We start from the raw sequence: 19,673 nt of genomic DNA, 5'->3' as shown, positions 1-19,673 counted from the left end.
GGCGACGACCCGTCGGTCTCGCTCATCGCTCTTCACCCCCGTCGGCGGCCGCCGGCGTTCCGGCCGACCCGTCGCTTCTCGGACGCGCGAGGTCGACGCTCGACGCGGTCTCCTTGCGGTGTCCGAGCAGCCCCTCGGGCCGGTTGTGCATCAGCCAGATCAGCACCACGCCCATGATCACCAGCCGCAACTGGCTGACGCTGTCGAGCGTGTACAGCACGAACGGCATCGGGTCGAGCGAGGCGAACCCGGCCATCGCCTCGCCGAAGTTCCGCGGCGCCCTCCCGAGATTGAAGGCGGCCTCGACGAGGTTCTTGAAGTAGCGCGGTCCCTCGTACAACAGCCCGGCGAATATCGCGCCGCCGAGGAAGCTCCCGGTGTTCGAGCCCGCGCCGCCGATGATCAGCGCGATCCAGACGAAGAACGTGATGTTCGGGCGGAACGACGGCGGCGTGATGCTCCCGCGGCCGGAGTACCAGAGGATCCCGCCGAGTCCCATCAGCGCGGCGCCGAGCACGAACGCGGTGAGCTTGAAGCGGTCGGTGTCCTTCCCGAGGGCGTTCGCGACGTCCTCGTCCTCGCGGATCGCCTTCAGGACGCGTCCGAACGGGGACTTTCCGGTCCTGGAGAGCAGGAGGTAGAACAGTCCGACGCCTACGAGGAGGACGATTCCGTACACGATCCCGTCGATCACCGGCTTGGGGTTGTTCGGGATGAAGTTCCGCTGGACGAACGCGACGAACCCGAGGTACGGCTCCCAGAGGAACAGTGCCCGAAGCAGCGCTTCGAGCGGATCCGTGTAGTTCAGGATGAGCCCGCCCCCGCCGCCGAGGCCGACGGTGTCGGCCGCCGGGTTCAGCGTGAGCACCTCGTTACCGAGGACGGAGAAGCTGATCGTGTCCGGCACCGTGAACTCCTGAAACGTCCGGGACATCATCGTGAACCGAACGATCTCCGAGAACGCCACCGTGACGATGGCGAGGTAGTCCGCCCGGAGCCGGAGGGCGGGTAACGCGACCAGCAGTCCGAACAGCCCTGCCACGAGCACGCCGGCGACGACGCCGACGAACAGCGGGAGGCCGAACCCACCGACCTGCGCCGCGCCGCCCTCCGCGACCGGCGGCTTCGAGACCAGCGCGGTCACGTAGATGCCGATGCCCATGAAGCCGACGATACCGATGTTGAACAGCCCGGTGTACCCCCAGTGGAGGTTCAACGCCAGCGCGAGCATACCGAACACGCCGATGTAGAACGTGAGGTTCGCGATCGAGTTCAACTGACCGCGGAGCCCGTACCCGAACGCGACTCCGGCGAGGATGTACGCCAGGTAGATGACGCCGAGGACGGCGAGCACGAGCGTGACGTCCCGCTCGAAGAGCCCTTCGACCCGTCCGCGGAGGTCGCTGGCGCTCATGCCGTGGTCCTCCCGCTGAAGATGCCTTCAGGTTTGAACAGTAAGATTACGATCATCACGAGGAACGCGGCCGCGCGACCGAACTCGGAGGGGATCCAGATCACGGAGACGGAGGCCGTCAGGCCGATGACGATCCCGCCGCCGATCGCGCCGTAGATCGATCCGATCCCGCCGAGGATGACCGCGGCGAACACGAGCAGCAACAGGAGCCAGCCGTCGTTGAAGCCGAGCGTCCCCTTCCAGAGGACGAACATGTAGCCCGCGACGCCCGTCAGCCCGGCGCCGACGATCCACGTCGTGCGGATGACCCGCTCTGTCGGGATCCCGGTGATCCGCGCGAGGTCCTCGTTGTCTGACATCGCGCGCATCGCCTTCCCGAGCTTCGTCCGCTGGAGCAGCAGGTGGACGCCGAGCATGAGTCCGCCGGCGACGATCACGAGGCTGATGTCGTGAGCCGTCACCCGGAACGTCCCGTCGATCGCGGGCACGTTCACGCGCGGGACCGACCCCGCAGCGGTCGTTCCCCGTACCCCGGCCCCGAAGACGAACTGGAGCAGGTACCGGAGCGCGAACGCGACCCCGATGCTGGTTATCAGCAGCGCGATACCGCTCTCGTCGCGGATCGGCCGGTAGACGAACCGGTCGATGGCGAGCGCCAGCGCGATCGTGGCGACCCCCGCCAGGAGGGCCCCGAGGACGACGGCGAGCGGCGCCGTCGTGACCCCGATGCCGAGCGCGCCGCCGAACACCGACCCGCCCGCGCCGACGAGCAGGAGCGCGCCGACGCTGTTCTCGCCGATTCCGGCGACGAGGTAGCTGGTCGCCATCCCGGCGAACGCCCCGCTGGTGAGGTAGTCGCCGTGCGCGAAGTTCGCGAAGTTGAGAATGCTGTACGTCATTGAGAGTCCGATGCCCGCCAGGCCGATGATCAGCCCCCTGAGCAACCCGTCCCAGACGAGGGACGCGAGGCTGCTGATCTGGATCCCCCCCGTCAGCAGCCCCGAGACGAGTGACCACGCCATCCACAGGGCCACGAGCAGGACCCCGATGGCGAGCGGTTCCTCGCTGAGGGTTTGGCGGTATCGGACGTACGTTTCAGAGACACTCACGTGATAACACTCCTCATCAAATCGTATGAATCAACCTATAAGACGTTTTCTACCCAAAACCGGCCGACGTATGCCGTATTTAGACACATAAGTCGTATCTGAGGAATATAATCACGAGCGCGTCGGGTCAGGAGACGTCGACTGTGTCGACGGGAGGTGGTTCGTCGGTCGCCGGACGCCCGTTCGCCGATCGCCAGACGCCCGCTCTCGGTCAGTACCCCTGTGCGTTGCCGTCCTTCCGGGGCTCGGTGGCGGCCGAGAGGACGCCGTCCCGATTCCGGACGATCTGCGCGCCGCCGAACTGGACCGGCGAGAGCGTCCTGATGTCGTGGTCCCTCCGGACCAGCTTCGCGGTGACGTCGCCGTCGAAGTGCGGTTCGACGCCCAGCTCGCCGCTCTCGCGGTACCGCCACCGCGGCTCGTCGAGCGCGCGCTGGAGCGGCATGCCGTAGTCGACGACGTTCGAGATCACCTGCACGTGCCCCTGCGGCTGCATGTACCCGCCCATCACGCCGAAGGCGGCCCAGTCGTCCTCGTCGAGGCGGACGATCGCGGGGACCAGCGTGTGGAACGGGCGCTTACCGGGTTCGAGGCTGTTCGGGTGGTCGGGGTCGAGCGAGAAGGACGCGCCGCGGTTCTGGAGGGCGATCCCCGTCTCGCCCGCGACGAGCCCCGAGCCGAAGCCGGCGAACCGCGAGTTGATGTACGAGACGACGTTCCCCTCGTCGTCGGCGACGGTGAGAAGCACCGTGTCGGCGTCCTCCGCGTTTGCGTTCGGCACGCCGAAGGAGACGTCGTGGTCGGCGGTCGGCCCGACGCCGGCCGCCCGCTCCGCCGCCCAGTCGGTCGATCCGAGCGGCGGGATCTCCTCGTACTCGGGGTCGGCGATGTAGCGGTGTCCGTCGTGGAAGGCCAACTTCATGGCCTCCGCGAAGTAGTGGACGCGCTCGGCGGTGTCGTAGTCGTGGTCGCCGGCGCCGAGCTCGCTCGCGATGTTGAGCGCCTCCAGCGCGACGAGCCCCTGGTTGTTCGGCGGGAGCTCGAACACCTCGGCGCCGTTGTACGTCGTCGAGATCGGCTCGGGCCACTCGACCTCGAAGTCGGCGAGGTCGTCGACGGTCATGAACCCGCCCTGCGACCGGACCTCATCGGCGATCGCCTCGGCGATCTCGCCCTCGTACACCATGTCGGCGCCGTGCTCCGCGATCTTCCGCATCGACTCGCCGAGTCGCGGGAGCGTGACCGTCTCGCCGACCTCGGGCGCCTCGCCGTCGAACAGGAACGCCTCCCGGGCGTGGTCGTCGGTGAACAGCTCCTCCGCGCCGGCCCAGTACGAGGCGATGACCTCCGAGACCGGGTACCCCTCGGTGGCGTATCGGATGGCCGGCTCGAGTGCGTCGGCGAGGGTGAGCCGCCCGAGCTCCTCGATCGTCGCCTCCCAGCCGCGGGCCGTCCCCGGGACCGTGACCGCGTGGGGCCCGTAGAACGGCATGCCAGCCTCGTCGGTGTCGTCGACCGCGTAGCCGCCGTCGTCGGGGTAGTACGAGGAGACGTCGTCGTCCTCCCGCAGGGCGTCGCGGACGTTCTCGATCGTCGCGCCGTCGGGCGCCCCGCCGCAGGCGCGCATCGCTCCCACGTCGCCGTCGGCGGTGCGGTACAGCGCGAACACGTCGCCGCCGAGCCCGGTCGACGTCGGCTCGACGACGTTGAGCGCGGCCGCCGTCGCCACGGCCGCGTCGAACGCGTTTCCGCCCTCGCGAAGCGTCTCGATCCCCGCCTGGCTGGCGAGGGGCTGGCTCGTGGCGACGACGCCGCGCTGGCCGTACACCGTCGACCGCCGAGACGTGAACCGGTCCAGGTCTGGCTCCATACCTCCCATCCGACGCCCCGGATTATAAATATCGGACCGGATCTATCCGGTCGGCTCGCCATCGGCCGCGGCTCTTTTTGCCGGCCGCTCGCGGCCCCTCCAGCGGGCGGTGTTCGGCCCATTGATCCGGGGTACCGACACTCGCTTTGATCGTTCTTTCGCGTTATCGACACACACGATGATCATTCATGTCATTTCTGCTTATCGAAAGGGAACCGGCCGATTACTGTACGGACGGTGGTTTGCGGTAAAGAATAGAATGGTTTTTAACACACCACGAGTACGTGTGGGTATGTCTCATTCCGACAACGGACAGACGCGATCGGCAGCGACTCGCCGACGAGTTCTCGCCGCGATGGGCGGCGCGAGCGTCGTCGGTCTGGCGGGCTGTGTCGGCGGCGACGACGGCGGCGACGGCGGAGACGGCAGTGACGGCGGCGACGGCAGTGACGGCGGCGACGGCACGAACGAGTTCGTCGCCTCGGCCGGCGCGAACCCGGGAACGTTCGACCCGACGATCATCACCGACGCGACCTCCAACTCCGTCATCGGGACGATGGCGTACGAGCGGCTGGTCGCGCTGACCTTCGATCTCTCCGAGGTCCGGGGCGAGCTCGCGTCCGACTACGAGCAGGTCGACGACACCACCTTCCGATTCCAGCTCCGCGAGGGCGTCACCTTCCACAACGGCGACGAGTTCACCGCCGAGGACGTCGCGTTCTCCATCAACCGGACGAGCGGCACGACCAACGACGCCGACGTCTCGTTCATCGAGAACGTCGAGGTCCTCGGCGACTACGAGGTCGAGATCACCTCGAGCGACCCGCACGCGCCGTTCCTGAACGACCTCGCCGCCGTCCCGATCCTCACGAGCAAGACGGACGCGATCAGCGAGAACCCGGAGCAGGACGAGCACGACTTCACCGACCAGACCCTCGGGACCGGTCCGTGGGAGTTAGAGGAGTTCTCGGCCGAGGACCGCGCCGTCCTCGTCCCCTACGAGGACTACTGGTACGACGGCGACGAGTACCCCGGCACGGCGCCGTGGGACCAGGTCACGTTCCGGGTCATCCCGGAGCAGGTCTCCCAGGAGGAGGCGATGGCCGCCGGCGAACTCGACATGATCGACAACGCGGCGCCGTTCGAGCTCGACCAGTGGGAGAACCAGACCGGCGAGGTCGTCACCGGCAGCGCCGTCGGGTTCGACTTCATCTCGTACCCGGTCAACCAGAGCCCGTTCACGAACGAGAAGCTCCGTCGCGGGATGACGCGACTCCTGCCGAAGTCTGACGTCATCGAGGCCGTCTTCGGCGGCTACGCGACCGAGCTCGCGGCCCCGATCAGTCCCGGACTCGGGGCGTTCTGGGACGAGGAGCACGAGCAGCGCCTCCTCGACGAGTACGTCGGTCAGAACGAGGAGGAGGGCCTCCGGCTCATCGGCGAGGCGTTCGAGGAGGAGGGCATCGAGGCGCCGTTCGACGTCTCCTTTATCACCAACGTCAACCGGACCCGCGAGCGGTGGATGGAGATCATCCAGCAGACGATGGACGAGACCGAGTACTTCAACGCCGAGCTCGACGTCCGCGCGTTCGACGACCTGGTCCCGTTCCTGCTCGACCCCGAGGGCGCCGCGGCCAGCACGGACGTCGTCGGAATCGGCTGGACCGGCGGCTCCGACCCCGACGGTCACGTGAATCAGCTGCTCCACTCCAGCCAACACGTTCCCGACGGGTTCAACTGGAACCTCTACGAGAGCGAGGAGATGGACCAGCTCATCACCGAGGGTCAGACGACGCTCGGCGCCGACGAGCGGCTCCCGATCTACCAGGACCTGCAGGAGCTCGTCGCGCAGGACGTTCCGATGGCGAACATGTGGACCGGCGACCAGATCGACATCCTCAATCCGTCGAACATCGAGTCGGTCGATCAGTGGAGTCCCCACCCCAACTCGAGCAACCGGTACAACACGCTGTACAAGCCGCACCTCGACGAGATCGTCTACCCGGCGGAGTAACGTCCCCGAACACCCGATAGCCCTCTCATTTCACCTCGATGAGCCTTCAACGATTCGTACTCAAACGCGGTCTGATAACCATCCCGCTGCTGTTAGGGATCTCCCTGCTCACCTTCGGGATGGTCCACGCCATCCCCGGTGACCCGATCGACTTCATCACGCTGTTCACGGACCTCGATCCGCAGACGGAGATGGAGATACGGGCCGAATACGGCCTCGATCAGCCGGTGTACATCCAGTACATCGACTGGGTCACCAGCGCGGCGACCGGCGACTTCGGCCGGTCGATCATCACCCGCGACCCGGTGATAGACGAGATCATGACCCGGCTCCCGTACACGCTCGTGATGGGGATCATGGCGTTCGGCGTCACGCTGATCACGGCGATTCCCACCGGCGTGATCGCGGCGTACTACCGCAACACCAAGATCGATCAGGCCAGCCGCGTGTTCGCGCTGCTCGGGATCGCGATCCCGAACTTCCTGCTCGGCCTGCTGCTCCTCTTGGTCTTCGCGAGCTGGCTGGACCTGTTCCCCATCCTCCCGCCGACCGATCAGGGGATTCTCAGCTACGACATGCTGGTGTACACGCTGTTGCCCGCGATCACCATCGGCACCGGCTCCACCGCCCTGTTGATGCGGCTGATGCGGTCCTCGATGGTGGAGGAGCTCGACAAGGATTACGTCCGAACGGCGCGCGCCAAGGGGCTCCCGGAGCGGACTGTCGTGCGGAAACACGTCCTCCGGAACTCGCTGATCTCGGTCGTCACCGTGGCGGCGATCCAGGTCGCGTTCATCATCAGCGGCTCCGTCGTCGTGGAGATCGTCTTCTCGTATCCGGGCATCGGGCGCCTCCTCGTCAACCGAGTGGGCAACCGCGACTTCCCGGTGATCCAGGCGATCGTCCTCCTCATCGGCGTCGCCGTGATACTCGCGAACTTCCTCGCGGACGTGCTCTACGCGTACCTCGATCCCCGAATCCGATACTAGATAATGTCAAGCGAAACCTCACAGCGGACGACGGAACGCGGACGAATACGGGTCAGCGGATTCGACGTCGACCGCGTCGAGTCCCGGGACCCGCTCTCCTCGTGGGAGCCGGACCTCCAGTCGGAGGAGGGACGCGGGCGCCTCGAGTACGCGTGGAAGCGGTTCAAGCGCAACCGCCTCGCGCTGTTCGGCGCGGCCACCATCGCCTTCATGATCCTGCTCGCGGTGTTCTCCCGACCCATCCAGCTCCCGAGTGGCTTCCCGGTGCTGGCCGGCCAGACGGTCCAGCCGTTCTCGCTCGCGCCGGCCGACCCCGCGAACCAGGACGTCCTCACCGGCTACCGAGAGCCGACGCTCGAGAACGTCCTCACGTGGCCGCCGACCGGGCTCTACCTGTTCGGCGCCGACTGGGCCGGACGCGACATCCTCTCGCGGGTGATGTACGGCGGCCGCTGGAGCCTCTCGATCGGCTTCATCGCCGTCGCCATGGCGCTCCTCGTCGGGATCCCGCTCGGCTCGATCGCGGGGTACTACGGCGGCAAGGTCGACGAGCTCATCATGCGGATCGTCGACATGCTGTACGCGTTCCCGTTCATCGTGCTCGCGATCGCGGTCATCGCGGTGCTGGGCCGCGGCTACTGGGAGATGATCCTCGCGTTGGTCGTCGTCGGCTGGCTCCCGTACGCCCGCATCATCCGCGGCGAGATACTGAGCGTGAAGGAGAACGAGTACGTCACCGCCGCGAAGGCGCTCGGCTCCCGCGACCGGTCGATCATCGTCCGGCACATCCTGCCGAACGCGATGGCGCCGGTGATCGTGCAGGCGACGCTCAGCATCGGCACGACGGTGCTCGTCGCCGCGGCGCTCGGGTTCATCGGGCTCGGGCTGTCGCCGGCGAGCGCGGAGTGGGGCGTCATGCTCAACGTCGAGCAGGACGCGATCGCCCGCGGTCGCTGGTGGGCCGGGCTGTTCCCGGGGCTCGCCATCTTCGTCTTCGTGATGGCGATCAACCTGGTCGGCGACGGCGTCCGCGACGCGTTCGACCCGCAGGGCGACCAGACCGACGCGGACACCGGGGGGCTCCGCTGATGGCGATGCTCGAAGTCGAGGACCTCAACGTGCGGTTCTACACCGACGACGGCGTCGTCAAGGCGACGAACGACCTCACGTACCGGATCGAGGCCGGCGAGCGGTTCGGCGTCGTCGGCGAGAGCGGGGCCGGCAAGAGCGTCACCAGCCTCGCGCTGATGCGCCTCATCGACAACCCCGGAGTCATCGAGAGCGGGGAGATCCGCTTCAAGGGGCGGAACCTCCTCGAGATGGACGAAGAGGAGATGCGGTCGCTCCGCGGCAACGAGATCGCGATGATCTTCCAGGACGCCGAGACCGCGCTGAACCCCTCCTACACGGTGGGAGAGCAGATCTCGGAGGCGATACGGTATCACCTCGGACTCGACGAGGCGGCGGCGCGCGAACGGGCCATCGAGACGCTGGAGTCGGTGGGGATCCCGTCGGCGGCCGAGCGGTACGGCGACTACCCGCACGAGTTCTCCGGCGGGATGCAACAGCGCGTCGTGATCGCGATCGCGCTGTCGTGTGACCCCGACCTGATCATCGCCGACGAGCCGACCACCGCGCTCGACGTCACCATCGAGGCGCAGATCCTCGACCTGTTGGAGGAGGTCGCGACCGAGTTCGACACCGCGATCCAGCTCATCACCCACGACCTGGGCGTCGTCGCCGAGTTCTGCGACCGCGTGATGGTGATGTACGCCGGCCACCCCGTGGAGATGGCGCCGGTCGAGGACGTGTACTACGACCCGCAACACCCCTACACCGTCGGGCTGATGAGCTCGATCCCGCGGATCGGCGACGAGCGCGAGCGGCTGCAGACGATCCCCGGGCGGATGCCGGACCTGATCGAGATGCCGCCGGGGTGTAACTTCCACCCCCGATGCCCGTACGCCGAGGAGTCGTGCACGCGCGTGGAGCCCGGGCTCGTCGACGTCGACACCGGCGATCCCGCGGACCCGATCAACAGCGACGCGCAGACCGCGGCGTGTCTCGCGCACACCGGCGAGCTCACGGGCGAGCTCGACTACGAGATCACCGTCCGCGGCGAGGAAGATCTCCCCGGATCGGACGACGCGTCGAGCTCCGCGGGGGTGAGCGACCGATGAGCGGCTCGGAGCCGCTCCTCCGCGTCGAGGGGCTCGAGAAGTACTACACGTCCGAGAGCGACTTCATCGACCGGCTCCTCGGCCGGCAGAAGGACGTGAAGGCGGTCGACGGCGTCTCCTTCGAGATCAACGAGGGGGAGACGCTGGGACTGGTCGGCGAGAGCGGCTGCGGGAAGAGCACCATCGGCCGGTCGATCCTCCAGCTCCGCGAGCCGACCGCCGGCTCGGTGTACTTCAAGGGGCAGGACATCACGACGCTCTCCGACGGCGAGCTCCGCGACCTCCGGAAGGAGATGCAGATCATCTTCCAGAACCCGCAGTCGAGCCTCAACCCGCGTCTGACGGTGAACGACATCATCGGCGAGGCGCTCGACATCCACGGGATCGAGGGCGACGTCACCCGCGACGCCCGGATCAAGGAGCTGCTCGAGCGGGTCGGGCTCAACGCGAGCCACGCCAACCGCTACCCGCACGAGTTCTCCGGCGGGCAGCTCCAGCGGATCGGGATCGCCCGCGCGCTCGCCGTGGACCCTGACTTCATCGTCTGCGACGAGCCCGTCTCGGCGCTCGACGTGTCCGTGCAGGCGCAGATCCTCAACCTGCTGGAGGACCTGCAGGACGAGCTGGGGATCGCGTACCTGTTCATCGCGCACGACCTCTCCGTCGTCGAGCACATCGCCGACGAGATCGCCGTGATGTACCTCGGCCAGATCGCCGAGCTCGGGACGCCGGAGGAGCTGTTCGCGCCGCCGCAACACCCCTACACCGAGGCGTTGCTGTCGGCGATCCCGGAGCCCGACCCGCTGTGGGAGGGCGACCGGATCCTGCTGGAGGGGTCGGTCCCCTCCCCGATCGACCCGCCCTCGGGGTGTAAGTTCCACACGCGGTGTCCGCGGGTCATCCCGCCGTCGGACTACGAGTTCGAACAGGAGGAGTGGCGCGCGGTCATGTCGCTCCGGCACCGCGCCCGCGAGGAGGACATCGCCGTCGAGACGTTCGACGCCGACGAGGAGGCGCTCACGGCGGCGCTCCGCGAGGAGCTCGACCTGCCGTCGTCGCTGTCGGACCCGGAGGCGGAGCGGGTTGTTCAGGAGGCGCTCCGCTCGGTCGCGGACGAGGAGTTCGCCGACGCGGAGGCCCTCCTGAGCGAGACGTTCGAGACGCCCTGCTCGACGGACGAGCCGGTACTGCGCCAGACCGACGCCGGGCGGGTCGCGTGCCACCTCTTCGACCCGGCCTACGAGGGCGGACCGAACGACGGGACGCCGACCGACGACGGGTCGGCCTCGGGGACGGCGGCGAGCGGCGACGACTGAGCTCGCTCGACTCGCGTCGGCCTCGGAGCGACCCCGACGACACGCTTATTCCTCCCGACGGGTACCCTCACTCATGCGCCGAACACGCCGGCGGGACGGGGTCGACCGCTCCGACGACGACCCGTTCCGACCCAACGAGTCCGCCGAGCGCCACCGCCCGCGGGCCGCCAGGACCCTCCCGGCGGCGACGCTGACCCGGTGGCTGCTCCCGGCGCGCCTCCACCGGCGGGCGGTCTCCGTCAGCGTCGACACGCCGGCGACCGTGTACGAACGGGGGGAGCCGGTCCCGGTCGCGATCGAACTCCGGAATCCGCTGCCGGTCCCGGTGACGGTCCGGACCCGGTCGCCGGTCCCGTGGACGTGGCACGTCGACGGCCATCGCGACGCCTCGCACGTCCCGGAACCGCTCCCGGAGTCGGAGTCGCGGTTCACGCTCGACCGCGGCGAGCGCAGGCGGTTCACCCGGAACTGGCGGCAGAGCTTCCAGGTCTCGAAGACGGACTGGGAGCCGGCCGAGCGCGGCGAACACACGATCAGCGCCGGGCTCGCTGTCGAGGACCCCGCCGCGAAGGGCGTCTACGACGAGACGACCGTCCGGATCGAGTGACGGAGCGCCGCGGGCCCGCAACGGGCCCGCACCCGGTCGGACCGCGGGCCTACTCGTCCGCGTCGCTCGGGATGTCGATCTCCTCTCGGTGGTACCGCTCCGTCGCGAGCTCCGCGACCGTCCGGAGCGACGCGACGAGGTCGTCCGACTCGTCGAGCGCGTACCGGTCCGGATCGCGGCCCTCGGCGCGGTCGACCTCCAAGATTCCGAACGGTTCGAGCCCGTCGAGCGCCTCGTGGACGACGGTCCGATCGACGCCCGCGCCCGCGGCGATCCGGTCGACCGGCAGCGGTTCGGAGGCGTAAAACAGCGTCGCGACGACCCGAGCCCGCACTCGGTTCGCGAACAGGAGCGCGAGCCCGTTCTCCTCGACGAGTCGCGTGTACTCCTCGGTCGATTGCTCGTCCATGCCCGCCGTTCACGAGCGAGCGGCATGACGGCTTCGGAATTCGCTGTCGTCGCCGAGGGGACGGTCCGGACTCCCGCGGTCGACCTACGAGTGTTTGGCGGCCAGCACGTCGATCTCGTCGATCTGCGGGTCGGTCGCGAACAGCTCGTCGGCCCGGTCCATCAGCTCGGCGGCGATCTCTCCGTCGAGGTGCGCCTGCCGACCCTCCTCGTCGGGGAACGTGTCGAAGATGCCGAACGTGGTCTCGTCGAGCCGGAGCGCGAACCACGTCGTCGTCTTCTCCTCGGCCTCCGCCGCCGGGAGCGCGGACTCGAGGAACTCGGCGACCTCCTCGGCCTTCTCCGGCTTCGCTTCGAGGCGGGCCTGCAGCGCGTATTCGGAGTCTGACATTCCGTACGGATCGACGGGCGCGAGGCGAATAAGTCCGGCTACGGGAGCAATCCGGACGCGGACATCGACGCGCCGGCGACCGTGGGAACGCTTAACGTGACCGACGGCCTCCGTTCGGTAGATCGCATGACGGATGACGACGACGGGAGGGCGACCGACGACGAGACGGCGGGCGTCGCCGAACGGTCGGTCGACGACCGCCGGCGCCGCGCGCTGGTGTACGGTGGACTCGCCGCGCTCGCGGGCACGGGCACCGCCAGCGCGTGGTACGCCGCTCGCGACGATCCGGCGGCGCCGGACGAATCGGACGAGGAACCCGGGAGCGCGGCGGAGCCCGATGCTGGCGACGGCGACGACGGCGACGACGCCGAGACCGCTCCGGCGATCGTCCGGCGGTACGCGCCGGACCTCTACTTCGGGGCCCTCGAGAAGTGGTACCCCACGGACCCGCGCGCCTACGTCGTCGAGACCGACGAGGGGTCGGTCGTCGACGGGTTCGCCGCGCTCGACGGCTACTCGGCGACGTTCCGCGAGACGGTGGTACCGCCCGCGCCGACCGTGTTCTACAACGTCGTCGAGGCCGCCGAGGGGGTCGACGCCCTGCAGTACTGGCTCTACTCCGCGTTCGACCAGTTCACCGTCAACTTCCACTGGCACGACTGGGAGCTGTTACAGGTGTTCGTCGACCGCGAGACCGGCGAGCCGCTGCTGCTCTCGGCGAGCGCGCACTCGCGCGCAAGCCCGAACAACGAGTTTCTCGACCCGGAGATCCCGGAGGGGACCCGGCCGGGGATACTCTCCGAGGTCGGCTCGCACTCCAGCGCGAGCGAGGTCAACGGGCTCGTGCCGAGCTTCGAGCGGCTCCCGACGGGCGACCTGCTCTCCGACGTGACCAACGACGCGATCGACGTCTCGGCGGCGGTCCGCGCGCCGTTCGCCTACGGGCTCCCCCGCGACGAGGGCGCGCGGCTCCCGTTCGTGCTCCCCGAACTCGACGGCGTCCCGCTACACGAGCACTCGTCGCTCTCAATCGGGCGGACGGACCTCGTCGACGAGCGGGTGACGGTCGGGTCGTGGCGCGGGCTCCCGGCTCCGCCGACCGACCTCCCGCTCCGCGAGCCGGGACTCGTGCTCGCCCATCCGGAGAGCCGCCTCGCGACCGGCGAGGTCGACGGCGCCGCCGCGGCCGACGCCACCTACGCGCTCGAACCGATCGCGCCGCTCCGGGAGGCGATCGACGGCTTCGTCGGCCCGCAGCTGAGCTTCGAGTTCGCGGTCCCGGGGTTCGCCGAGGACGCGATCGCGAGCCACATCACCTCGGTGGGGACCCCGTGGGAACAGGAGCGGTTCGCGGACCCGCTCTCGGACGTGACCGATCCGGCCCACCGCCGTCGGATCGACGGCGCCGAGCCGGCGGGGCTCACGAACCGCGTCGTCGGGCGGGTCCGCCAGCTCCGCGCGGGCGCCGAGGGCGCCCTCGACGGCGTCCCGGACGCGGCGCGCGACGCGGTCGCCGACGTCGCCGGAGTCTCGCTGTTCGCGCCCCCGACGGAGCTCGCGGTCCGACTGGCGAGCGAGGCCCCCGCGGCGACGGCGACTCGCGGCGGGGCGTTCGGCTTCCTCCGCGTCGAGCCCGGGCCGCACCTCCTCGCGATCAACGGTCCGGGGTTCGCTCCGATCGCGGAGCGGTTCGTTCACGAGGGCGGTCTCGTCCGCGCCGGCGGGGACGGTGAGCTCGCCGCGGTCGCGGTCGAGGACGCCGGGTGGATCCGCGGCGACGCGCGAGAGACGGGCGGCGTCGACCGCGTCCGCGTCGTCGAGGACTACGCGGGCGTGGTCCACGATGGCTCCCCCGTCGAGACGGACCGATTCGCGGTCGCGGTCCACCGCGAGGGGCGGTACACGGTCGAGGTGGTCGACCGCGACGGTCGCCGCGGCGCGTATCGGGTGACGCCGGACTCGTTCGACGCGAACGGGGAGGCGGTTCGGGAGGGGATCCGAACCGGCAAGGTCTCGCTCGCGCGGACCCTGCGCGACGAGGTCGCCGAGCTGTACGCGCTCGCGGAGTCGCTTTCGGCGTCCGACCGCGGCGGCGACTCCGATCGCGACCGAAACGCGGTGCTCGACCGCCTCGCACGCGCTCGACGTGCGGCCGACGGCGCGGTCGCGGCCGCGGAAGACGGCGAGGAGGAACCGGCCGACGACCGGCTCTTCGACGTCGCGTCCGCGCTCTCGGAGGTCCGAGAGATCCTCGTCAGCGAGGATCGGGGCGGATACGACGACGCGGCGGTCGCGGCGATAGACCCGAAGGCGCTCGCGGGGATCGAGCGATCGAACGCCGCCATCGACGCCCCGCTCTGAACGGGAGCGGGTACGGCGGCACCCTCACCGAGCGCCGCGCTCCCCGAAGCGAACCGTCACGCTGCCGTCGGTCGATTCGACCGAACGCACCGCAGTTCGTAAATCTCTATCCGCGATACCAATGACACGTCGCTCCGGGTTCCGGCTCCGGCCAACGTTCGTCCGCCTCCTCCCCATCGTCGAGTAAGCCGGCCTTACCGGTTTTGCAACCACATAACTAATCGAGCGGCTCTCCCACCCTCAGTATGGACGGTACCACGCTCATGCGCTCGGTCGGCCACCGCGCGTCGTCGGGAATCGACGTCTCGCCGCTCCAGTTTTCGGGCGACTTCCTCGAACTGGCGGTGGTGTTTTTCGTCATCGCCATCGTGGCGGCGATATTCGGCGCTCGCGGGGTCGCCGGGGTGTCGATGGCGGCCGCGAAGTGGCTCGTCATCGTCTTCCTCGTGTTGGCGATCATCTCGGTGCTGCTCTGAGAGGGTCCCCGACCGTGGCGAGCGGAAATCGAGCGACCGCGAGAGCGGGTCTCGGCACCGCGAGGCCCGCGATCGACCCGGGAACGCGGTTCGACTCCCGACCGCCCGGCGGCCGATAGATGGACGCCGAACGCTGGTGGCCGCCGTTCGTCGAGCTCGCGGCGATCGCCTGGATCGCGCTGTTCGTCGTCGACCTCGCGGTCGGCGCCGATCTGCTCGTCGTCTCCGGGCGGACCGAGAAGGCGATCCGCGGCGCGCTGCAGTGGCTCCTCGTCGTCTTCCTCCTCGACCTCGCGCTCCTCTATCGGTGGTCGGACAGCGGGCCGGCGGAGTTCGTCCGCTCGAACTGGCTGCTCGTTCTCACCGCCGTCCCGTGGTTCCGGCCGTTTCGACTGCTCCGCGCCGGCCGCTCGATCCGCGCGCTGCGAATCCTCACCGGCTCGCGTCGGATCGGGTCGCTCCTCGCCAAACTCCGCCGGAAGTGCCGGAGCCTCTGGCGACGGTTACGCGACTGAGGGCCTCGCCGAGACCGGCACCCACCGGTCGAGCGACGGTCTCCACTCGTCGAACGGCCACCACGCGCCCCGCTCGGCGTCGCCGGTGGCCGGCGCGCGCTGGTAGTCGACGAACCGAACGTCGACGCGGACCGACCGAGTCGTCCGGTTGTCGATCTCCGCCCGGAGATCGGTCGCCAGCCCCTCGTATTCGAGGTCGCTCGAGCGCCCCACGGTCACCGTCACCGCGACCTCGTCGCTGAAGGCCCCCGCGTCGTTGTACTCGGTCGCGACCTCGGCGAGCTCCAGTTCGCTGTACTCCTCGCCGTCGAGGACCGTTTGGACCCCGTCGTTCGCCTCCTGCTCGAAGACGAGGTGCTGGTACGTGCCGACGGCGGTCACCGCGACGACGACGGCGAACAGCAGGACGATCACGGCGAACGCCCCCGATCGCAGCGAGACGGCGGCGTTCTCGCGGACGGTGCGGATGACCGACGAGCGGTAGCCGAGCGCGACGAGCGTGAGGTACGCGGTGAGGTTGATGAACACGATGTTCATCAGGAGCAGGACGGTTCCGCCGGCGACGACGAGCGGCTGGCCCCAGGCCGTGCCGATGCCGGCCACGGCCGCCGCGGGGACGATGGCCGCCGCGACGGCGACGCCGGCGAGGGAGACGGGGAGATCGGTCGCGATCGCGAGCGCGCCGGCGACCCCGGCGGAGACGGCGATAGCGAACGTCAGGAGGTTCGGAGTGACGAACGCGCCCACCTGTCCGATGGCCCCGACGTCCAGGGTCGACGGGACGAACCCGCTCCGCTGCAGGAACACGCTCATCACGACCGAGCCGAGGTACGCGACGACGAGCCCCGTCACCTGCGAGGTGGCGCTGTCGACGACCATTTCGTAGTCGCTGACGACGGCGCCGACGCTCGCGGAGAGCGTCGATCCGGCGAACGGCGCGATCACCATCGCGCCGACGATCACGATGGCGGAGTCCAGGAGGAGCCCGCCGACCGCGACGACGGCGCTCGCGATCGCGAACGCGAGGTACGTCGCGGTGTCCGGCGTCAGGTCCTCCGCGCGCTCCCGGATCTCGACGTTCGGCGCGCCTCGCCTCCCCTTCGGCCCCTCGACGTACCGGTCTTCCAACTCGTCCACGTTGGGCACCGTCGCCCGTTCGAGGTCCGTGACGACGGTGTACGTGTCCTCGTCGAGTCCCGCGTCGTACAGCCGGTCGAGGACCACGTCGACGGCGCCCGACGGGACCGGAATCTCCGCCAACTTCCCGTCACGACGACCGTTCGCGTCGGTGAAGACGAAATCCACGTCCATCTCCGAGAGCGTCTCTCGGACGGCATCGCGGTCGTCACTCGGAACGAAGACCTGAACGAGTCTCACTGTCGGCCGGTCTCGGCAGACGCGCTTTATTAATCACCTGCTAGAGGTCAGTAACGGAGAACATATCTCGATCGAACGGTCCAACACGGAGCGCAGCGACCGACGCAATCGGGTCGAACCGGGACTCGCGGCACGGGCAAAACCGGTCCGGACGCTCGCGACTCGCGGCCGGACGCTCGCGACTCGCGGCCGGACGCTCGCGACTCGCGGCCGGACGCTCGCGACTCGCGGCGAGACGAGAGGCTCTCCAGTCGTCAATTCCTGACACCTCACGGATTTTGCAACAGAATAACTAACCACCAGTCCCCGCCACTACCGGCATGGACGCCGCGTCACTCCCGACACCGGTCGATCGCCGCCCGCCGTCGACCGCGAGGCCCCGACCCTCGTTCGACGTGCTCGATGACTGAATACGGTGCCTCCGTCGGCGCATGAGGCCGTCGGGACCGGACGACGCGGGAGGCCGCTCCCGCGCGTCGGTACGAGAGGTCGCGGCGGCGGTCGTCGCGGTCGCGCGGGAAAACGAGATCGGCATCGTCGCCTCGGGCGTCGCGTTTTACCTGTTCAACTCCCTCGTGCCGCTGCTGTTGTTCGCGTTTATCGGCCTCTCGTCGGTCGGGTGGCTCGGCCCCGCCGTCGAGCTCTTCGGTGCCGTGTCCGGAGTCGACGCGGGAGCGCTCGCCGCTTCGTTGGATTCGGTCGTCGGCGACGACGCGGACCGACGACGGGCGGTCGTCATCGCCGGCCTGATCCTGTTGTGGAGCTCGCTGCGACTGGTGCAGGCGATCAACGTGTCGTTCCAGACGATTCAGAACGTGCGCCACGAGCACTCGCTGCTCGAGACCGTCCTGGACAGCCTGATCGCGTTCGCGACGATCATCGTCGTCGTCCCCGCCGTTTCGCTGCTCGTGGTCGCGCTGACGGTCGCGACGGACGTCTCGGTCGTCAGAGCGGTCAGCGTCCCTCTGCTTTGCGTCGCGCTCCTGGGCGGGTTCCTGCCGATGTACTACCGGTTCTCGGCGCCGGAGACCACGCTCTCGCAGGCGTTTCCGGGGGCGGCGCTCGCCGCGGTCGCGTGGTCGCTGTGCGCCGTCGGCCTCCGACTGTACATCTCGACCTCACAAAGCGTCAGGCTGTACGGCGTCGCCGGCGGCGTCCTGTTGGTGTTGACGTGGCTGTACGTCGGCGGTCTGGTGCTCCTCGCCGGCGCGGCTCTGAACGCCGTGTTGGCGGACTCCGTCGACGTCGACGAGCGTCCCGACGGGTGACCGAAGGGCGGGCCGCGCCGAACGGATCGATTGCCTCGGTACTCACGACTCACGATCTGTCCATAGCGAACGTGTTTAGCGACTCTATAGCGTTCGCTGGGTCCGCTACTACTCGTCTAGCATCCGGATGCCGCGCTCCACGACCGCCTCGGTCACGAAGAGACTCGTCTCACGCTGGAGTGCTCGCATCCGCGATGCCGCTTCGTCTCTATCGAACAATCCGCGGCCGTAACCGAGCGCGATAACGCCGATAGAGCCGTGTACTTCGACGCCCGCGTCTGAGGCTGCCTCTCGGGCGGCGAGGTCGTCAGTCAGGAGAACGATTCCTCGATCCTCCGCGACCGCAATTGCGGCGCGTTCTCCGGCGTCCAGTTCTTCAGCTCCGACTCGGCTGCCATCGGCTTCGACGAGTTCGTACGAGAGGGCGTCCAACTCGTCCGGAACACCACCGGTCTCGACTTCATTGTAAACCGTCTCTGGGACGAGTAGTGTGTCAAACGCCGCGAACAGTTCGGGCGAACCGATTTCAGCGAGATGAATGAGCGGTCCCGCGTCCGAGACGGCCGCAAGCGTCACGCGTTCAGGCCCCAGTTCACGTCTTCCTCGACGACCTCGCGCTCCTGGCCCGCTCGCTCGACTTTCGTCCGACCGACACGCTCGATGGCCTCTCCGCGGTCGAGTTCGCCGTCGAGGTACTGTGCGAGTACGAGGTCTTCCCACAGGTCTTCGAGACCGCGTTCCAGTGCCCGTTCGAACACCTCGGACTCTGGAAGGCCGCGAGCCTCGGCGATTTCTCGTACCCGGTCGGAAATTTCAGCGGCCATACAGCGTGTTTACTCGGCAACGTTCATAAATCCGTGTCTGCCGGCCCGATGAGCATCTGACCGGGGCCTATGTCTACCGTGGACACAGCTAACATTCCTTAGAGACGTCTTCTACCGTCAAAAACGGCCTCGGCACTCATAGGGCTCGTCGTCGCTGGTGCCGAGGCAGCTCGGAGCGGTGGATCGTCATCGGCCGCTCGACGGTAGTCGCTTCGCGGACTAAAACCGACGGGTCGGCCGCGGACCGGGAGGCGGTCAGTCGTCCACGTGACACGACCCCGTGTACGCGTTCCATCGGTCGATCCCGTTGGGGAGTCGCCCGTCGTCCGTCGCGTCGAACGCCGCTGCGCTCTGCGCGATCGCTTCTTCGGCGGTCGGCAGTTCGTCGTCGCGGTCCGGCGTCTCCTCTTCGATGCTCGTCTCGCGCGTACTCGGACCCTCGGGGCGCGTCGCCGCCGATTCCGAGCCTGCGTCAGTCGTGTACTACGGGTGGCACGTCTCCCCCGAGACGCCCGTCCTTAATAATAGTTCATGTTGGTCCGCGTCGCGGTCGC

At 68.6% G+C, this 19,673-nt stretch carries 18 protein-coding genes; 10 read left to right on the top strand and 8 right to left on the bottom strand.

Features of this window, described 5'->3' with window-relative positions; genetic code table 11:
- Positions 1 to 22: 22 nt before the first annotated feature.
- The 3 genes from FGM06_RS01660 to ggt all read right to left on the bottom strand — a co-directional run bounded on the left by FGM06_RS01660 (position 23) and on the right by ggt (position 4,393).
- Entirely contained in the window at positions 23 to 1,414 is a 1,392-nt protein-coding gene (locus FGM06_RS01660) for a branched-chain amino acid ABC transporter permease (RefSeq protein ID WP_144796833.1), read from the bottom strand.
- On the bottom strand, positions 1,411 to 2,523 hold the full coding sequence (locus FGM06_RS01655) for a branched-chain amino acid ABC transporter permease (protein WP_144796831.1): 1,113 nt from the start codon (positions 2,521 to 2,523) through the stop codon (positions 1,411 to 1,413). The genes FGM06_RS01660 and FGM06_RS01655 overlap by 4 nt, the downstream gene beginning before the upstream one ends.
- A 211-nt stretch (positions 2,524 to 2,734) precedes the next feature.
- A complete protein-coding gene (ggt, locus tag FGM06_RS01650) occupies positions 2,735 to 4,393 on the bottom strand; it encodes a gamma-glutamyltransferase (RefSeq protein WP_144796829.1) in 1,659 nt (552 codons plus the stop codon).
- Positions 4,394 to 4,685: 292 nt separating this feature from the next.
- On the opposite strand from ggt, the gene FGM06_RS01645 reads away from it, so the two are divergent.
- From FGM06_RS01645 to FGM06_RS01620, 6 genes are all read left to right on the top strand, one after another.
- Entirely contained in the window at positions 4,686 to 6,407 is a 1,722-nt protein-coding gene (locus FGM06_RS01645; RefSeq protein ID WP_144796827.1) for an ABC transporter substrate-binding protein, read from the top strand.
- 38 nt (positions 6,408 to 6,445) lie between these two features.
- Positions 6,446 to 7,396 carry an ABC transporter permease gene (locus tag FGM06_RS01640; RefSeq protein WP_144796825.1) on the top strand — a complete coding sequence of 317 codons (951 nt, stop codon included), beginning with the start codon at positions 6,446 to 6,448 and terminating at the stop codon, positions 7,394 to 7,396.
- A gap of 3 nt (positions 7,397 to 7,399) precedes the next feature.
- Positions 7,400 to 8,485 carry an ABC transporter permease gene (locus tag FGM06_RS01635; RefSeq protein WP_144796823.1) on the top strand — a complete coding sequence of 362 codons (1,086 nt, stop codon included), beginning with the start codon at positions 7,400 to 7,402 and terminating at the stop codon, positions 8,483 to 8,485.
- Positions 8,485 to 9,576: an ABC transporter ATP-binding protein gene (locus FGM06_RS01630; protein WP_144796821.1), complete on the top strand. Its 1,092-nt coding sequence runs from the start codon at positions 8,485 to 8,487 to the stop codon at positions 9,574 to 9,576. Before FGM06_RS01635 ends, FGM06_RS01630 begins: the two co-directional genes overlap by 1 nt.
- The gene (locus FGM06_RS01625; protein ID WP_144796819.1) at positions 9,573 to 10,892 is read left to right on the top strand and encodes an ABC transporter ATP-binding protein; all 1,320 of its coding nucleotides are present in this window, start codon (positions 9,573 to 9,575) and stop codon (positions 10,890 to 10,892) included. Before FGM06_RS01630 ends, FGM06_RS01625 begins: the two co-directional genes overlap by 4 nt.
- A 73-nt stretch (positions 10,893 to 10,965) precedes the next feature.
- Positions 10,966 to 11,499 carry a hypothetical protein gene (locus FGM06_RS01620; RefSeq protein WP_144796817.1) on the top strand — a complete coding sequence of 178 codons (534 nt, stop codon included), beginning with the start codon at positions 10,966 to 10,968 and terminating at the stop codon, positions 11,497 to 11,499.
- A 49-nt stretch (positions 11,500 to 11,548) separates the two neighbouring features.
- Here the strand turns inward: FGM06_RS01620 and FGM06_RS01615 are convergent, their stop codons facing one another.
- Together FGM06_RS01615 and FGM06_RS01610 are read right to left on the bottom strand one after the other, a co-directional pair.
- Positions 11,549 to 11,908 carry a GntR family transcriptional regulator gene (locus FGM06_RS01615; RefSeq protein ID WP_144796814.1) on the bottom strand — a complete coding sequence of 120 codons (360 nt, stop codon included), beginning with the start codon at positions 11,906 to 11,908 and terminating at the stop codon, positions 11,549 to 11,551.
- 84 nt (positions 11,909 to 11,992) lie between these two features.
- Positions 11,993 to 12,298 (bottom strand): putative quinol monooxygenase, encoded by a 306-nt coding sequence (locus tag FGM06_RS01610; protein WP_144796812.1) that lies wholly within the window; start codon positions 12,296 to 12,298, stop codon positions 11,993 to 11,995.
- A 126-nt stretch (positions 12,299 to 12,424) separates the two neighbouring features.
- Here FGM06_RS01610 and FGM06_RS01605 point away from each other — a divergent pair, with 126 nt between their 5' ends.
- The 3 genes from FGM06_RS01605 to FGM06_RS01595 all read left to right on the top strand — a co-directional run bounded on the left by FGM06_RS01605 (position 12,425) and on the right by FGM06_RS01595 (position 15,650).
- Positions 12,425 to 14,659: a hypothetical protein gene (locus tag FGM06_RS01605; protein WP_144796810.1), complete on the top strand. Its 2,235-nt coding sequence runs from the start codon at positions 12,425 to 12,427 to the stop codon at positions 14,657 to 14,659.
- A gap of 245 nt (positions 14,660 to 14,904) precedes the next feature.
- Positions 14,905 to 15,135: a DUF1328 domain-containing protein gene (locus FGM06_RS01600; RefSeq protein WP_144796808.1), complete on the top strand. Its 231-nt coding sequence runs from the start codon at positions 14,905 to 14,907 to the stop codon at positions 15,133 to 15,135.
- A 119-nt stretch (positions 15,136 to 15,254) separates the two neighbouring features.
- Positions 15,255 to 15,650, top strand: coding sequence for a hypothetical protein (locus FGM06_RS01595; protein WP_144796806.1), 396 nt, complete (start codon positions 15,255 to 15,257; stop codon positions 15,648 to 15,650).
- Here the strand turns inward: FGM06_RS01595 and FGM06_RS01590 are convergent.
- Complete coding sequence (locus FGM06_RS01590; RefSeq protein WP_144796804.1) at positions 15,639 to 17,027, bottom strand: DUF389 domain-containing protein; 1,389 nt, start codon at positions 17,025 to 17,027, stop codon at positions 15,639 to 15,641. The two genes, FGM06_RS01595 and FGM06_RS01590, sit on opposite strands and share 12 nt — an antisense overlap.
- A 431-nt stretch (positions 17,028 to 17,458) precedes the next feature.
- Between FGM06_RS01590 and FGM06_RS01585 the strand changes: the two genes are divergently transcribed.
- Positions 17,459 to 18,295, top strand: a complete 837-nt coding sequence (locus tag FGM06_RS01585) for a YihY/virulence factor BrkB family protein (protein WP_144796802.1) — start codon at positions 17,459 to 17,461, stop codon at positions 18,293 to 18,295.
- 108 nt (positions 18,296 to 18,403) lie between these two features.
- On the opposite strand, the gene FGM06_RS01580 is transcribed toward FGM06_RS01585, so the two are convergent.
- Both FGM06_RS01580 and FGM06_RS01575 read right to left on the bottom strand, forming a co-directional pair.
- A complete protein-coding gene (locus FGM06_RS01580) occupies positions 18,404 to 18,871 on the bottom strand; it encodes a nucleic acid-binding protein (RefSeq protein WP_144796799.1) in 468 nt (155 codons plus the stop codon).
- Positions 18,868 to 19,119, bottom strand: coding sequence for a hypothetical protein (locus tag FGM06_RS01575; RefSeq protein WP_144796797.1), 252 nt, complete (start codon positions 19,117 to 19,119; stop codon positions 18,868 to 18,870). The genes FGM06_RS01580 and FGM06_RS01575 overlap by 4 nt, the downstream gene beginning before the upstream one ends.
- Positions 19,120 to 19,673 lie beyond the last annotated feature (554 nt).

The organism is Halorubrum depositum (assembly GCF_007671725.1).
Classification (GTDB): domain Archaea; phylum Halobacteriota; class Halobacteria; order Halobacteriales; family Haloferacaceae; genus Halorubrum; species Halorubrum depositum.
The sequence above is the reverse complement of the archived record's forward strand: the minus strand, read 5'-3'. Positions and strand labels throughout refer to the sequence as shown.

Excerpts from the sequence above, each read along its gene's own strand:
- FGM06_RS01660 (WP_144796833.1), bottom strand. The coding sequence starts at position 1,414 with ATGAGCGCCAGCGACCTCCGCGGACGGGTCGAAGGGCTCTTCGAGCGG.
- ggt (WP_144796829.1), bottom strand. The coding sequence starts at position 4,393 with ATGGAGCCAGACCTGGACCGGTTCACGTCTCGGCGGTCGACGGTGTAC.
- FGM06_RS01645 (WP_144796827.1), top strand. The coding sequence starts at position 4,686 with ATGTCTCATTCCGACAACGGACAGACGCGATCGGCAGCGACTCGCCGA.
- FGM06_RS01640 (WP_144796825.1), top strand. The coding sequence starts at position 6,446 with ATGAGCCTTCAACGATTCGTACTCAAACGCGGTCTGATAACCATCCCG.
- FGM06_RS01635 (WP_144796823.1), top strand. The coding sequence starts at position 7,400 with ATGTCAAGCGAAACCTCACAGCGGACGACGGAACGCGGACGAATACGG.
- FGM06_RS01630 (WP_144796821.1), top strand. The coding sequence starts at position 8,485 with ATGGCGATGCTCGAAGTCGAGGACCTCAACGTGCGGTTCTACACCGAC.
- FGM06_RS01625 (WP_144796819.1), top strand. The coding sequence starts at position 9,573 with ATGAGCGGCTCGGAGCCGCTCCTCCGCGTCGAGGGGCTCGAGAAGTAC.
- FGM06_RS01620 (WP_144796817.1), top strand. The coding sequence starts at position 10,966 with ATGCGCCGAACACGCCGGCGGGACGGGGTCGACCGCTCCGACGACGAC.
- FGM06_RS01615 (WP_144796814.1), bottom strand. The coding sequence starts at position 11,908 with ATGGACGAGCAATCGACCGAGGAGTACACGCGACTCGTCGAGGAGAAC.
- FGM06_RS01610 (WP_144796812.1), bottom strand. The coding sequence starts at position 12,298 with ATGTCAGACTCCGAATACGCGCTGCAGGCCCGCCTCGAAGCGAAGCCG.
- FGM06_RS01605 (WP_144796810.1), top strand. The coding sequence starts at position 12,425 with ATGACGGATGACGACGACGGGAGGGCGACCGACGACGAGACGGCGGGC.
- FGM06_RS01600 (WP_144796808.1), top strand. The coding sequence starts at position 14,905 with ATGGACGGTACCACGCTCATGCGCTCGGTCGGCCACCGCGCGTCGTCG.
- FGM06_RS01595 (WP_144796806.1), top strand. The coding sequence starts at position 15,255 with ATGGACGCCGAACGCTGGTGGCCGCCGTTCGTCGAGCTCGCGGCGATC.
- FGM06_RS01585 (WP_144796802.1), top strand. The coding sequence starts at position 17,459 with ATGAGGCCGTCGGGACCGGACGACGCGGGAGGCCGCTCCCGCGCGTCG.
- FGM06_RS01575 (WP_144796797.1), bottom strand. The coding sequence starts at position 19,119 with ATGGCCGCTGAAATTTCCGACCGGGTACGAGAAATCGCCGAGGCTCGC.